13 protein-coding genes are annotated in these 13,911 nt (G+C 59.9%); 3 read left to right on the top strand and 10 right to left on the bottom strand.

Annotated elements, in window-relative coordinates; all coding sequences use genetic code 11:
- Positions 1-2 precede the first annotated feature (2 nt).
- From pcaF to pcaR, 5 genes are all read right to left on the bottom strand, one after another.
- A complete protein-coding gene (gene pcaF, locus TU81_RS05575; protein ID WP_173667551.1) occupies positions 3-1,208 on the bottom strand; it encodes a 3-oxoadipyl-CoA thiolase in 1,206 nt (401 codons plus the stop codon).
- Entirely contained in the window at positions 1,205-1,984 is a 780-nt protein-coding gene (locus TU81_RS05570) for a CoA-transferase subunit beta (protein ID WP_008005876.1), read from the bottom strand. Before TU81_RS05570 ends, pcaF begins: the two co-directional genes overlap by 4 nt.
- Complete coding sequence (locus TU81_RS05565) at positions 1,984-2,841, bottom strand: CoA transferase subunit A (RefSeq protein ID WP_048393939.1); 858 nt, start codon at positions 2,839-2,841, stop codon at positions 1,984-1,986. The genes TU81_RS05570 and TU81_RS05565 overlap by 1 nt, the downstream gene beginning before the upstream one ends.
- A gap of 270 nt (positions 2,842-3,111) precedes the next feature.
- Positions 3,112-4,458: an MFS transporter gene (locus tag TU81_RS05560; protein WP_038979258.1), complete on the bottom strand. Its 1,347-nt coding sequence runs from the start codon at positions 4,456-4,458 to the stop codon at positions 3,112-3,114.
- 128 nt (positions 4,459-4,586) lie between these two features.
- Entirely contained in the window at positions 4,587-5,429 is an 843-nt protein-coding gene (pcaR, locus tag TU81_RS05555; RefSeq protein WP_007903845.1) for a pca regulon transcriptional regulator PcaR, read from the bottom strand.
- Positions 5,430-6,095: 666 nt separating this feature from the next.
- On the opposite strand from pcaR, the gene TU81_RS05550 reads away from it, so the two are divergent.
- Both TU81_RS05550 and TU81_RS05545 read left to right on the top strand, forming a co-directional pair.
- Positions 6,096-6,296, top strand: coding sequence for a hypothetical protein (locus TU81_RS05550; RefSeq protein ID WP_007903846.1), 201 nt, complete (start codon positions 6,096-6,098; stop codon positions 6,294-6,296).
- A gap of 378 nt (positions 6,297-6,674) precedes the next feature.
- Positions 6,675-8,150, top strand: coding sequence for an inorganic phosphate transporter (locus tag TU81_RS05545; protein WP_038979257.1), 1,476 nt, complete (start codon positions 6,675-6,677; stop codon positions 8,148-8,150).
- Between the two features lie 268 nt (positions 8,151-8,418).
- Here TU81_RS05545 and ccoM read toward each other — a convergent pair whose 3' ends face one another.
- From ccoM to TU81_RS30450, 4 genes are all read right to left on the bottom strand, one after another.
- Positions 8,419-8,532 (bottom strand): cytochrome c oxidase subunit CcoM, encoded by a 114-nt coding sequence (ccoM, locus tag TU81_RS30995; RefSeq protein WP_010462558.1) that lies wholly within the window; start codon positions 8,530-8,532, stop codon positions 8,419-8,421.
- Positions 8,533-8,676: 144 nt separating this feature from the next.
- Entirely contained in the window at positions 8,677-8,838 is a 162-nt protein-coding gene (locus TU81_RS30455) for a hypothetical protein (protein ID WP_007935839.1), read from the bottom strand.
- 105 nt (positions 8,839-8,943) lie between these two features.
- Positions 8,944-9,285, bottom strand: a complete 342-nt coding sequence (locus TU81_RS05535; RefSeq protein ID WP_030132729.1) for a hypothetical protein — start codon at positions 9,283-9,285, stop codon at positions 8,944-8,946.
- 4 nt (positions 9,286-9,289) lie between these two features.
- A complete protein-coding gene (locus TU81_RS30450) occupies positions 9,290-9,445 on the bottom strand; it encodes a hypothetical protein (protein WP_167344808.1) in 156 nt (51 codons plus the stop codon).
- Between the two features lie 69 nt (positions 9,446-9,514).
- Here TU81_RS30450 and rapA point away from each other — a divergent pair, with 69 nt between their 5' ends.
- Positions 9,515-12,361: an RNA polymerase-associated protein RapA gene (gene rapA / locus TU81_RS05530; RefSeq protein ID WP_048393937.1), complete on the top strand. Its 2,847-nt coding sequence runs from the start codon at positions 9,515-9,517 to the stop codon at positions 12,359-12,361.
- A 177-nt stretch (positions 12,362-12,538) separates the two neighbouring features.
- Here the strand turns inward: rapA and TU81_RS05525 are convergent, their stop codons facing one another.
- A complete protein-coding gene (locus tag TU81_RS05525) occupies positions 12,539-13,888 on the bottom strand; it encodes a spinster family MFS transporter (protein ID WP_048393936.1) in 1,350 nt (449 codons plus the stop codon).
- Positions 13,889-13,911: the final 23 nt, after the last annotated feature.

Genomic DNA, 13,911 nt, shown 5'->3' with positions numbered 1-13,911 from the left:
CGTCAGACGCGTTCGATCGCCAAGGCCAGACCCTGGCCGACACCGACGCACATGGTCGCCAGACCTTTCTTGCCACCGGTCTTTTCCAGTTGATGCAGCGCGGTCAGTACCAAGCGTGCACCGCTCATGCCCAGCGGATGACCCAAGGCAATGGCGCCACCGTTCGGGTTGACCTGGGCTGCGTCATCCGCCAACCCCAGTTCACGCAGCACGGCCAAGCCCTGGCTGGCGAAGGCTTCGTTGAGTTCGATCACATCGAAATCGCTGACCGCCAGGCCCAGGCGCTCAGTCAATTTGCGCACCGCTGGCACCGGGCCGATGCCCATCACCCTAGGTGCGACCCCGGCACTCGACATGCCCAACACCCGAGCGCGGGCAGTCAGGCCATGTTTCTTCACCGCGTCGCCGGAGGCCAGAATCAGCGCCGCCGCACCATCGTTCACACCGGAAGCGTTGCCAGCGGTAACGGTTTTGTCCGGGCCATTGACCGGTTTGAGTTTGGCCAGGGTTTCCAATGTCGTGTCGGCACGGGGATGCTCGTCTTGTGTAACGACGCTTTCACCCTTCTTGTGGGCAATCCGCACTTCGACGATTTCTTCGGCAAAAAATCCTGCGGCTTGCGCGGCCGCCGTGCGTTGCTGACTGCGCAGGGCGAACGCGTCCTGATCGGCGCGGGAAACCTGGTAGTCATCGGCCACGTTGTCGGCGGTCTGCGGCATCGCATCGACGCCGTATTGGGCTTTCATCAATGGGTTGATGAAGCGCCAGCCAATGGTGGTGTCTTCCAGTTTCATGTTGCGCGAAAACGCGGCATCGGCCTTGCCCATCACGAAGGGCGCACGGGACATCGACTCGACGCCGCCGGCAATCGCCAGCTCCATCTCACCGCTGGCGATAGCACGGAACGCGGTGCCGATGGCATCCATGCCCGAAGCGCAGAGGCGGTTGAGGGTCACGCCGGGAATGGTTTCCGGCAATCCGGCCAGCAACAGCGCCATACGCGCAACGTTGCGATTGTCTTCGCCGGCCTGGTTAGCACAGCCGAGAAACACTTCGTCTACCGCGTTCCAGTCTACCGACGGGTTGCGCGCCATCAGCGCTTTGATCGGCACGGCGGCCAGATCATCGGCGCGAACCGCCGACAGGCCGCCGCCGAAACGGCCGATGGGGGTGCGAATGGCGTCACAGATATATACGTCACGCATCAGGCTTCTCCGGGTGCTTGGCCGTGGGCTGCAGCGGTGCGGGCTTCCAGATCGCGCAGCGCGGTCAGCTCGACATCGGTTGGCTCGGCGGTGTTTTCCACCTGATCGGCAAAACGAATCGCCCAACCGGTGGCCGCAATCACTTGCTCGCGGGTCACGCCTGGGTGCAGCGCGGTGACCACGAATTCATGGGTGTCCGCTTCAGGTTCCATGATGCACAGGTCGGTAATAATGCCGACAGGACCGGCGCCCGGCAGGCCGAGACGCTTGCGTGAATCACCGCCCTCGCCATGACCGACCGAAGTGATGAAGTCGAGTTTGTCGACAAAGGAACGCGCCGACTGCTTGAGGATGATCAGCACGCTCTTGGCGGAACCGGCGATCTCCGGCGCGCCACCGGCACCCGGCAGGCGAACTTTCGGCTGATGGTAGTCACCCACCACCGTGGTGTTGATGTTGCCGAAGCGGTCGACTTGCGCGGCGCCGAGAAAACCGACGTCGATGCGCCCGCCCTGCAACCAGTAGCGAAAAATCTCACCGGTCGGGACGACAGTGTCGGCGGTTTCCGCCAGTTCACCGTCACCGATCGACAGCGGCAGTACGCTCGGCTTGGCACCGATCGGACCCGATTCATAGATCAGGACTACATCTGGCGAGGAAGTCAGACGCGCCAGGTTGGCGGCTTTCGACGGCAGGCCGATGCCGACGAAACACACCGAACCGTTTTTCAGACGGCGGGCGGCGGCGACGGTCATCATTTCATTGGTGGTGTAAGTCATTACTTGGCCTCCGAAGCAGCGGCCAGCTTGGCCTGGAACTCACTGAAGTCAGCGCAACCGTGGATGTACTCGTTGATCCACGCGGTGAAGGTTTCACGGTCGCGGGCAATCGGGTCCCAAGCCTGGTAGAAACGGTTATCACGCTCGGTGTAACCGTGAGCGTAGGACGGATGCGCACCACCCGGTACATGGCAGACCGCGCTCAAGGCCCAGGTCGGCAGCACGCAAGCGTTCATCGGTGCGTTGAGGTCGTCGACGATTTCTTCAACAGTGACGATGCAACGCTTGGCGGCCAGCGCCGCTTCTTTCTGCACGCCGAGAATGCCCCAGAGCAGCACATTGCCTTTGCGGTCGGCTTTCTGCGCGTGAATCACGGTGATGTCTGGGCGCACCGACGGCACCGCCGCCAGCACTTCGCCGGTGAACGGGCACGTGACGGTTTTGATCAGCGGGTTGACCTTCGGCAGGTCGGAACCGGCGTAGGCACGCAGCACCGCGAACGGTAAGCCCGAAGCGCCCGCGACGTAGGCATTGGCCAGGTCGGCGTGGCTGTGCTCTTCGATTTCCAGCGCATGCGGCCACTGCCTTTCGACCGCGTCACGCAGACGGTGCAGCGAACCCACGCCCGGGTTACCGCCCCAGGAGAAAATCAGCTTGCGAGCACAACCGGCACCGATCAACTGGTCGTAGATCAAGTCAGGCGTCATCCGCACCAGGGTCAGATCTTTCTTGCCCTGACGGATGATTTCGTGACCCGCCGCCGTAGGAATCAGGTGAGTAAAGCCTTCGAGCGCGACGGTATCGCCGTCGTTAACGAACTGCTTTATCGCGTCATGCAGCGAAAGGATTTCAGCCATGGGGCAGGCTCCCGTTTTGTTATGAACCGACAGTGGTAGAAAAAGGCGCGAGGTTCAGCGCCGGAATGACTGAAGAGTAAGCCCCTGGAAAACGCCAAACAATCCGATAATCGACTGAGTGTTCGTTTATCGAACAGATTGTTATCTCCCTACCGATCCCTAAAAGCATCGCGGGCAAGCCCGCTCCCACAGGTTGATGCGCAATTCTTGTGGGAGCGGGCTTGCCCGCGAAGAGGCCATCAGACTCGCTGAAGAATCTGAAACCCGCCCTCAGGTCGCATCCGCATGACTGACCATGCCCTTGATCACCACCGCCGTGGTCGCCAACGCAGCCGGAATCACCAGCGCCGTCAGCACCTGTTCAAAATTCCAGCCCAGGCCCAGCAACGTTGCGCCCATCCACGCACCGAGGATCGCGCCGAAGCGGCCAATCCCGAGCATCCACGACACACCGGTCGCCCGTCCTTGAGTCGGGTAAAACCGCGCCGCCAGCGACGGCATCGCCGATTGCGCACCGTTGACGCACATCCCGGCCACCAATACCAAGGTCGCTAGCAATGTGATGTTGCCCAGGCTCTGCCCTACCGCGTAGGCAAACACCCCGGCGAATAAGTAGAAAATGCCGATGACCTTGTGCGGATTGAACCGGTCCATCGCCCAGCCCACACCCACTGCGCTCAACACCCCACCGAACTGGAACAGCGCACCGATGAATGCGGCCTGCTCCATGCTCGCGCCGCTGTCGCGCATCAGTGTCGGCAACCAACTGGTCAGCAGGTAAACAATCACCAGGCCCATGAAGTACGTCAGCCACAACAACAACGTGCCGGTGCTGTAAGTGCCGGAGAAGATCACCGCAAACACATTGCGCGCCTTCACGGTTTTCTGTTCCGGGACGCTGAAGCTCGAAGCCTGAGCCACCACCGTCGGGTCGATCGGCGCCAAGGCCTTGCGCACTTTGTCCGTGCCACGGTTGCGCACCACCAGATAGCGCGCCGATTCCGGTAACCAGAACAGCAAGACGACAGCGAGGATCAGCGGCAGAACCCCGCCGATCATCAACAGACTGTGCCAGCCGAAGGCCGGAATCAGTTTGGCCGAGATGAACCCACCACCGGCCATGCCAAGGTTGAAGCCGCAGAACATGCTGGTCACCAGCAGGGATTTCTTGCGCTCCGGGGTGTATTCGGACAGCAGCGTGGTGGCGTTCGGCATGCCGGCGCCCAGGCCCAGGCCAGTGAGGAAACGCAGTACCAGCAGTTGATCGACGTTGGTGCTGTAGGCCGACGCCAGGCTGAAAGCGCCGAACACCAACACCGCGCCCACCAGTACGACTTTTCGCCCGAAGCGGTCAGCCAATGGGCCAGACCCCAGCGCACCGAAGACCATGCCGATCAACGCCGCACTCATCACCGGGCCGAGACTGGCGCGATCGATCCCCCAGTCCTGGGACAGTGCCGGCGCAATAAAACCCATGGCCGCAGTGTCGAGGCCATCGAGGAAAACAATCAGGAAACATAAAATCACCACCCGCCATTGGTAGCGCGAAATGGGTTGAGTGTTGATGAAGGACTGCACGTCGAGGCAGTTTCCTACAGCAGACTGAGGCTGGTTCATTATTTTTATTCCACGCAAAGAACGCAGTCGAACAGGTGCCAGCCGGGGCTGACGCTGCCGCGACATTAATGATCCAAGGGAAAGAGCGTCAATTCGATAAACGCGACTCCGTGCGTTTATCGAACAGCTTAGGCAAAGAGTTGCGCGCTCAGATCACGGCTGGCGCTTAGCAGACCGGGCAAGAAACGCTGTTCCAGCTCGCTGCGACTGACCCGGCCGGCGTGGGTACTGACGTTTAACGCCGCCACTACTTGGCCAGAAGCGTCGTACACCGGAACGGCAATCGAGCGCAGACCCTGCTCCAGTTCCTGATCGACGATGCACCAGCCTTGTTGCCGTACCTCTTGCAGGCATTCGAGCAACGCCTCGGGGGTATGCAACGTGCGACTGGTCTTGGCTTGCAGCTCTGCATGGTCGAGGTATTCGCGCAGTGACGTGTCGTCCAGCGCGGCGAGAAGAATCCTGCCCATGGACGTGCAATAGGCCGGCAGTCGCCCGCCCACCGAGAGGTCGACGGAAATCAGCCGCTGGGTGGTTGCCGAGCGCGCGATGTACAAAATGTCATCGCCCTCCAGCGTGGCCATGTTGCAGGCCTCATGCAGTTGCTCGCTCATGCGGTCCAGGTATGGCTGGGCAGAAACCGCCAATGGAGTCGACGACAGATAGGCATGGCCCAGGGTCAGTACTTTGGGCAGCAGCGAATAGGTGCGCCCGTCGGTGGTGGCGTAGCCGAGTTTGATCAGGGTATGCAGGCAACGTCGCACAGCGGCGCGGGGAATTTCCGTACGATGGCTGATCTGCGCAATGGTCAGGTGCCGCTTGCGCTCCTGGAACGCTTGCACCACCGCCAAGCCACGGGCCAGGGAGGTCATGAAATCCGGGTCACCGGTCAGGGCCTGGATTCGCTTGGCGGGCGAGGCAACGATCGGCGGTGCCACTGAAGCGAAGGAATTGCGCATTTGATCGTTCATATCAGTTGTTTCCCACACGGATCAGCGACTATTACAAGCGGCTCCCGGTCTGACACACAAGCCACCGGCCACCAAGATTGGGCGATTATCGAACCATGGGCCGATAATCGCAATCAGTGGTTGCTTATGGTGAGCCATACTGCTTTCAGCCCATGCAATACGATTGTTATTTTCGGTCACGATTTAAAGAAACACGGATGTACTAATTCGTTCGGCTTAATGGCGCCAGAAAGTCATCGCTGTAACTGGCATCACCGGCACCGTAGTTACCGGTAAAAGTTTGCGAGTAACAAAACAATCACACACGAGGAACTACTTTTAACTCTCAAGAGATAGTGTTCTTCGGATCGACCGCTATAATACACCTCAGTGGCGACCGGTTTTTTACGTGCCGATTCCGCCAACCGGCAGCGCAATATCCATTGCCGCTGTCCGCAGCAAGCGCCTGACGCTCATTTCATATGTTCCGCCAACGCGCTCGCTGAAACAGGAGACTGATGCTACGTCAGCTGTTTTTCTCTGGTGCCGTGGCCGCCTGCAACAAGGACGTATTGATTGCTCCGAGGGAACGATGCCGTGTCAGGCATTGTCCCTTCAATGAGCGTGGTCAATAAATCGATGCAGCGCGTTTCACCAGAATTAATCCCAACTCAATCAGGTAGCACTGTGACGAAAGACGAACTGCGCGCGGAACTTGAGCGCCAGGAACAACGTTACAAGGAAGTTTACGGCGGGGAAGTCACCACCTACGCCGCTCAGCCCGAACCCGAACGCAAACCCTGGCGTAAACGCGCCACCGTTCAGGACCAGGCCTTCTCCCAGGAATTGCAGAAGATGGAAAAGGAACTCAAAGCCGAAGAGCCATGACCGCCTCGGCTTGAATCCTTTCAAGAGCCTGCGTCTGCACCCGTTAAAAGCGGGTTGTATGGATGATGCTTTTCGCGCCCGCTACAAGCGGGCAGCGGTCCCCCTCATCCATTGAATGAGGCAAATGGCTCCTGTCTGGCCCTCTTCTCAGATATTTCACACAAGCGTTCAAGCCTCTCGCCCCGACGGGAGAACCCCCTGTGGCTGCGGCCTTTCCAAGTAAATTCAACGACTTGTAAAACCCTGAAAAAACCCGGGGCTTGGGGGATTGCCACCAATTAATTCGTTGAAGAATGTTACCGATGAGCAGCAAGTGCATCGATTAGCAGTCTTTTCTGGCATAATCGCGCCCCCTTACGACCGGGTCAGAAAACCTTCATGATCGATTTATTCAGCGGACTGGATGCTTGGGTGCTTGTGAGCCTCTTGCTCGCCCTGGCCTTTGTCCTCGCCTTCGAGTTCATCAACGGCTTTCATGACACCGCAAACGCGGTGGCCACTGTTATCTACACCAAAGCCATGCCGCCTCATCTGGCGGTGTTCTTTTCCGGTGTGTTCAACTTCCTCGGCGTGCTGCTGGGCGGTGTGGGCGTGGCGTATGCCATCGTCCATTTGCTGCCGGTAGAACTGCTGATCAATGTGAACACCGGTCACGGACTGGCCATGGTGTTCTCGTTGCTCGCCGCCGCCATCACCTGGAACCTGGGCACCTGGTACTTCGGTATCCCCGCCTCCAGCTCTCATACGCTGATCGGTTCGATCCTCGGTGTCGGCCTGGCCAACGCCCTGATCAACGATATTCCGTTGGCCGATGGCGTGAACTGGCAGAAGGCGATTGATATCGGTGCGTCCCTGGTGTTCTCGCCAATGGCCGGTTTCCTGATCGCAGCCCTGGTGCTGATCGGTCTTAAATGGTGGCGCCCGCTGTCCAAGATGCACAAGACACCGGAACAGCGCCGCAAGATCGACGACAAGAAACACCCGCCGTTCTGGAACCGTCTGGTGCTGGTGATTTCCGCGATGGCTGTCAGCTTCGTGCACGGCTCGAACGATGGCCAGAAAGGTATCGGCCTGATCATGCTGGTGCTGATCGGTATCGTGCCGGCGCAGTTCGTTCTCGACCTGAACAGCACCACCTACCAGATCGAACGAACTCGCGATGCGACCCTGCACCTGAGCCAGTTCTACGAGCGCAACCGCGAATCCCTGGGCGAGTTCCTGGCACTGGGTAAAAGCGTGAAAGGCGATTTGCCGGAGAAATTCCGTTGCAACCCGCAACAGACCGAACCGACCATTTCAGCTTTGCTCAGCACCCTTAAAGGTGTAGCCGACTACCATTCGCTGCCGTCGGAAAGTCGTATCGAAGTACGTCGCTACCTGCTCTGCCTGGACGACACCGCGAAGAAAGTCGCCAAGCTGCCAGGCCTCGCTGCCCGTGAAAAGGCTGATCTGGACAAGCTGCGCAAAGACCTGACCACCACCACCGAATACGCCCCGTTCTGGGTGATTCTGGCGGTCGCACTGGCCCTCGGCCTGGGCACCATGGTCGGCTGGAAACGCGTGGTACTGACCATTGGCGAGAAAATCGGCAAGCAAGGCATGACCTACGCTCAAGGCATGTCGGCGCAGATCACCACCGCGTGCATGATCGGCGCGGCGAACATCTTCAGCCTGCCGGTTTCCACCACCCACGTCCTGTCTTCAGGCGTGGCCGGCACCATGGTCGCGAACAAAAGCGGCCTGCAAGGCGGCACCGTCAGAACCATCCTGCTGGCCTGGGTCCTGACCCTGCCCGCCACCGTGGCCCTGTCGGCCGGCCTGTTCTGGCTGGCGTCCAAGGCACTGGGTAGCTGATACACCGCTACCAAAAAAGGCGCGTTCCGTGAGGTTCGCGCCTTTTTTATTGCCGCAATTTTCGCGTACACCACCGATCCACTGTGGGAGCGGGCTTGCTCGCGAAGGCGGCTTAGCAGCCAACATAGATGTTGAATGTCATGGCCTCTTCGCGAGCAAGCCCGCTCCCACAGTAGTTCTATGTACACCCCGATAGAAATTCGCAGACAAAAAAAAGGGCGACCGAAGTCGCCCAAAATGCCTTGCGTGCTCATTGCTCCAGAAAGACCTACGGTTTGCGCTTATGCGAATCCTTCCAGATAAAAAATCCAAACCCTGCAAAAAACAGAACCATGAGGCCGACTGTCAGCACTCCGGCGATCACCACGTTGTCGAAAAACATGACTAGCCTCCTGCACTTGCCCTGTTGCGATGGGGCTAAGTTAACCAATCGGGCAGGAGAGAAAATTGACCGGGATCAATGCCGCCCTAGACGGGCGTAAAAGGAAGGGAAATAACTGACCTGCATCAACCGATGCAGGGTCTTTCAACGCTTTTTCGGTTTGTTCTTCGGCTTTTTCTTCGCTTTGCCCAACGGCATCGCCTGCTCGAACGCCTGGCGCACTTCGTTCAGGCGCTTTTCATTAAGGTCATGAACCCGCTTGGCGCGTTCGGAGTTGAGGTCGATCAGCTTGTCATCTTGGCTCATGGCGTTCAGTGCATCGCTTGGAAATGAATTCAACTGCCGGTCAAAGGCGACAGGATTACGCCAATAATGCGGTCTGGCGCGGGCGCTGACCAGTGATCCGACACTTCAGATTTCAATATCGACCCACAATCCCTGACGTGGTTGATCCTCCATCAACGGCACCACCGGTACGGTGTTGTCGGCATTGAGCTCATTACCGGGAATCGCCAGGTGTTCTTCAGGATCCTCATCGGCCTCACGGCGGCGGCGCTCCTGCTCTTGTTTGCGACGCTGTTCCTCGCGCAGCTGCAGGCCCGCCTCTTCCGGGTCGCGCTTTTGCAGGTCGATGGTGCTTTCGTTGGAGCTTTCCTGCACCGGCACCACAGGCGGAATATCCGGGCGCTGGCGAATCGGATCCTGCTGTGAAGTGATTGGTACGGCGCTCAAGGGGAGCATCGGTGGCAGCATATTATTAGTCTCCTGTCAGCAGGCTGTCGGCTGCGGGAATGGCGACTTGAGCCATCGGTCGCAAACTTGTGATCCGCTTGGCACCGTAGGAGCTGGCGCAGCCTGCGATCTTTTGATCTTCATCTCCCGAAAAGTTCGCATCCTCAGTCAGCACGCGCATGTAATCCTTTGGCCCTGAAGGCTCATTCCGTTAAGATAGCCCGCTTTTTCAAGGTGGGAGTCAGGCAGCATGGCGCAGCAGTATCAACCGGGGCAACGCTGGATCAGTGACAGCGAAGCCGAGCTGGGTTTGGGCACCGTTCTGGCACAGGACGGCCGCTTGTTGACCGTGCTCTACCCGGCCACTGGCGAGACTCGCCAGTACGCGCTACGGAATGCGCCCCTCACCCGCGTGCGGTTTTCGCCGGGTGACAGCATCACTCACTTCGAAGGCTGGAAACTGACCGTACAAGAAGTCGACGATGTCGATGGCCTGCTGGTCTACCACGGCCTCAACGCGCAGAACGAAGTGGTCACCCTGCCGGAAACCCAACTGTCGAACTTCATTCAGTTCCGTCTGGCCAGCGACCGCTTGTTCGCCGGACAGATCGACCCGCTCGCCTGGTTCTCCCTGCGCTACAACACCCTGGAACACACCAGCCGCCAGTTGCAGTCCGCGCTTTGGGGCTTGGGTGGCGTGCGCGCGCAACCGATCGCGCACCAGTTGCATATCGCCCGTGAAGTCGCCGACCGTATTGCGCCGCGCGTTCTGCTGGCAGACGAAGTGGGCCTGGGCAAGACCATCGAAGCCGGTCTGGTGATCCATCGCCAACTGCTCTCGGGCCGCGCCAATCGCGTGTTGATCCTGGTGCCGGAAAACCTCCAGCACCAATGGCTGGTCGAGATGCGCCGCCGCTTCAACCTGCAAGTCGCGCTGTTCGACGAAGAACGCTTCATCGAAAGCGATGCCGCCAACCCGTTCGAAGACACCCAGCTTGCATTGGTTGCGCTCGAATGGCTGGTGGACGACGAGAAGGCCCAGGACGCGTTGTTCGCCGCTGGCTGGGATTTGCTGGTGGTCGATGAAGCGCACCACCTGGTGTGGCACGAAGACCAGGTCAGCCCTCAGTACGCACTGGTGGAGCAACTGGCCGAAGTCATTCCCGGCGTCTTGCTGCTGACCGCGACCCCGGAACAACTGGGTCAGGACAGCCACTTCGCCCGTCTGCGCCTGCTCGACCCGAACCGTTTCCATGACCTGCACGCCTTCCGCGCCGAGAGCGAAAACTATCGCCCGGTGGCCGAAGCCGTTCAGGAGCTGCTGGATAAAGGGCGCCTGTCGCCTGAAGCGCACAAAACCATCCACGGTTTCCTCGGCAACGAAGGCGAAGCCCTGCTGACCGCCGTCAACGATGGCGACACCGAAGCTAGCGCCCGTCTGGTCCGCGAATTGCTGGACCGCCACGGCACCGGCCGCGTGCTGTTCCGTAATACCCGCGCCGCCGTGCAGGGTTTCCCGGAGCGCAAACTGCACCCGTACCCGCTGCCGTGCCCGGCCGAATACCTCGAACTGCCATTGGGCGATCACGCCGAGCTGTATCCGGAAGTCAGCTTCCAGGCCCAGCCGGACGCCAACGAAGAAGAGCGCTGGTGGAAATTCGACCCGCGTGTCGAGTGGCTGATCGACACCCTGAAAATGCTCAAGCGCACCAAAGTGCTGGTGATCTGCGCCCACGCCGAAACCGCCATGGACCTGGAAGACGCCTTGCGCGTACGTTCCGGTATTCCGGCCACGGTCTTCCACGAAGGCATGAACATCCTCGAGCGTGACCGCGCCGCCGCCTACTTCGCCGACGAAGAATTCGGCGCTCAAGTGCTGATCTGCTCGGAAATCGGCAGTGAAGGTCGCAACTTCCAGTTCTCGCACCACTTGGTGCTGTTCGACCTGCCGTCGCACCCGGACCTGCTGGAGCAGCGTATCGGTCGTCTCGACCGGATCGGTCAGAAGCACATCATCGAACTGCACGTGCCGTACCTGGAAACCAGCCCGCAAGAACGGCTGTACCAGTGGTACCACGAAGCGCTGAACGCATTTCTCAACACCTGCCCGACCGGCAACGCCTTGCAGCATCAGTTCGGCCCGCGCCTGCTGCCGCTGCTGGAAACCGCCGATGACGGCGAGTGGCAAGCGCTGATCGACGAAGCACGCGCCGAACGTGAGCGTCTGGAAGCCGAACTGCACACCGGTCGTGACCGCTTGCTGGAACTCAACTCCGGTGGCGCTGGCGAAGGTGATGCACTGGTCGAGGACATCCTCGAGCAGGACGATCAGTTCGCCCTGCCGATCTACATGGAAACCCTGTTCGACGCCTTCGGCATCGACAGCGAAGACCATTCGGAAAATGCGCTGATCCTCAAGCCAAGCGAAAAAATGCTCGACGCCAGCTTCCCGCTGGGCGACGACGAAGGCGTGACCATCACCTACGACCGCAACCAGGCACTGTCTCGCGAAGACATGCAGTTCATCACTTGGGAACACCCGATGGTTCAGGGCGGCATGGACTTGGTCCTGTCCGGCTCGATGGGCAACACCGCCGTGGCGCTGATCAAGAACAAGGCGCTGAAACCAGGCACCGTGTTGCTGGAACTGCTCTATGTCAGCGAAGTGGTTGCCCCGCGCTCGCTGCAACTGGGCCGCTACCTGCCGCCGGCCGCCCTGCGCTGCCTGCTCGACGCCAACGGCAACGACCTGTCGACCCGAGTGTCTTTCGAAACCCTGAATGATCAACTGGAAAGCGTGCCCCGCGCCAGCGCCAACAAGTTCATCCAGGCCCAGCGCGACCAGCTGACGCCACGGATCAACGCCGGCGAAGAGAAAATCACCCCGCGTCACGCCGAGCGCGTGGCCGAGGCGCAACGTCGCCTGGCCGCCGATACCGACGAAGAACTGGCACGCCTGACCGCGTTGCAAGCGGTCAACCCGACCGTGCGCGACAGCGAACTGGTAGCCCTGCGCAAGCAACGTGAGCAAGGCCTGGCCATGCTCGACAAAGCCGCGCTGCGACTGGAAGCGATTCGGGTGTTGGTGGCAGGTTAAACCCTGCCCTGTCCCGCAAAAACAAAAGGCCCGCAGTGATGCGGGCCTTTTTTTGTCTGCTTGATTGTTGTGGTGTCGCTGATGGCCCCTTCGCGAGCAAGCCCGCTCCCACATTCGACCGTATTTCTCCTGAAAGGACTCGGTCAAATGTGGGAGCGGGCTTGCTCGCGAAGGCGATCATGCAGTCGCCGCAGAACCCACAGGCTCAACCACCGCCACTAACCCTTCTTTCATCCGCTTGGCGTCGCGCACAAAACACCGCGAGGCCAAAAACAGAAACACCATGGTAAAGAACAGCGCCACCGGAATCAGATACATCGCGTCATGCAAACCGACAGCCTTGAACGCTTCAGTCATCTGCTCAGCGCCAGCCGATAGCATGGCCGTGTGCGCGAAGTGATCCGACAAACCGCCCACCACCACCGGCCCCAATCCGCCACCCAGCAGATATAACCCGGCAAAGAACAGCGCCATCGCCGTAGCCCGCAGGCGCGGTTCGACCACGTCCTGAATCGCCGTGTACACGCAGGTATAGAAGGTGTAGGCGAACAACCAACCCAGGCTGAACACCGCGACAAACACCCCGATCTCGATCCGTCCGGCATGCAGCGCCCAAGCCGTGCATACCGTCGAAATGATCAGGCTGAACGCCGCGAACAGCAGCCGCCCATTGGCCACGCGCTGGTGAATCTTGTCGGCAATCCAGCCGCCGAGCGTCAGGCCGAACAACCCGGTCACCCCGACGATCACCCCGGTCGCCACTGCCGCGTCCTGCAACGGCATCAGGAAATAACGCTGCAGCATCGGCACCAGAAACGAGTTGCAGGCATAGGTCGCGAAGTTGAAGCACAGCCCCGCCATTACCAGCCACAGGAAAGTCGGCACCGCCAGCACTCGACGGATCGGCCGGTCCACGCGTTCCTGAGACACTTGCACGCTTTCCGCCGCGCCGCGTTTCGGCTCTTTAATGAAGAACATGAAGACCGCCAGGATCAGCCCCGGCACCGCCGCGATAAAGAACGGCGCGCGCCAGCTGTCGAACGCCTTGACCATCCAGCCGATGGTGAAGAACGCCAGCAGCAACCCCAACGGCAAACCAAGCATGAAAATGCCCATGGCCCGCGCCCGACGATGAGCCGGAAACAAATCGCCGATCAGTGAATTGGCGGCCGGCGCGTAACTGGCTTCACCAATGCCGATGCCCATGCGCACGATCAGGAAACTCCAGAAACTGCCCACCAGCCCGTTGACCGCAGTCAGCCCGCTCCATGCCGCCAGGCCCCAACCCATCAACTTACTGCGCGAACCGGTATCGGCCAATCGCCCCAGGGGCAGGCCGGCAATGGCGTAAACGATGGTGAATGCAGTCCCGATGATCCCCAATTGAAAGTCACTGAGGTGCCATTCCATGCGGATCGGCTCGATGATGATCGCCGGGATGGTGCGGTCGAAGAAGTTGAACAGGTTGGCCAGGAACAGCAGGAACAGAATGCGCCAGGCATTCGCCGCTTGGGTCGAGTTCTGCATGGGTCCGTCTCTTTATTGTTATT

Origin of the sequence: Pseudomonas lini (assembly GCF_001042905.1) — a bacterium.
GTDB lineage: Bacteria > Pseudomonadota > Gammaproteobacteria > Pseudomonadales > Pseudomonadaceae > Aquipseudomonas > Aquipseudomonas lini.
Note: the sequence above shows the minus strand (reverse complement) of the source record. Positions and strands in the feature narration are given on the sequence as shown.

Coding starts and splice junctions, on each gene's coding strand:
- TU81_RS30455 (WP_007935839.1), bottom strand. CDS start 8,838: ATGAGCCAAGATGACAAGCTGATCGACCTCAACTCCGAACGCGCCAAG.
- TU81_RS05535 (WP_030132729.1), bottom strand. CDS start 9,285: ATGCTGCCACCGATGCTCCCCTTGAGCGCCGTACCAATCACTTCACAG.
- TU81_RS30450 (WP_167344808.1), bottom strand. CDS start 9,445: ATGCGCGTGCTGACTGAGGATGCGAACTTTTCGGGAGATGAAGATCAA.
- rapA (WP_048393937.1), top strand. CDS start 9,515: ATGGCGCAGCAGTATCAACCGGGGCAACGCTGGATCAGTGACAGCGAA.
- TU81_RS05545 (WP_038979257.1), top strand. CDS start 6,675: ATGATCGATTTATTCAGCGGACTGGATGCTTGGGTGCTTGTGAGCCTC.
- TU81_RS05525 (WP_048393936.1), bottom strand. CDS start 13,888: ATGCAGAACTCGACCCAAGCGGCGAATGCCTGGCGCATTCTGTTCCTG.
- TU81_RS05565 (WP_048393939.1), bottom strand. CDS start 2,841: ATGGCTGAAATCCTTTCGCTGCATGACGCGATAAAGCAGTTCGTTAAC.
- TU81_RS05560 (WP_038979258.1), bottom strand. CDS start 4,458: ATGAACCAGCCTCAGTCTGCTGTAGGAAACTGCCTCGACGTGCAGTCC.
- ccoM (WP_010462558.1), bottom strand. CDS start 8,532: ATGTTTTTCGACAACGTGGTGATCGCCGGAGTGCTGACAGTCGGCCTC.
- pcaR (WP_007903845.1), bottom strand. CDS start 5,429: ATGAACGATCAAATGCGCAATTCCTTCGCTTCAGTGGCACCGCCGATC.
- TU81_RS05570 (WP_008005876.1), bottom strand. CDS start 1,984: ATGACTTACACCACCAATGAAATGATGACCGTCGCCGCCGCCCGCCGT.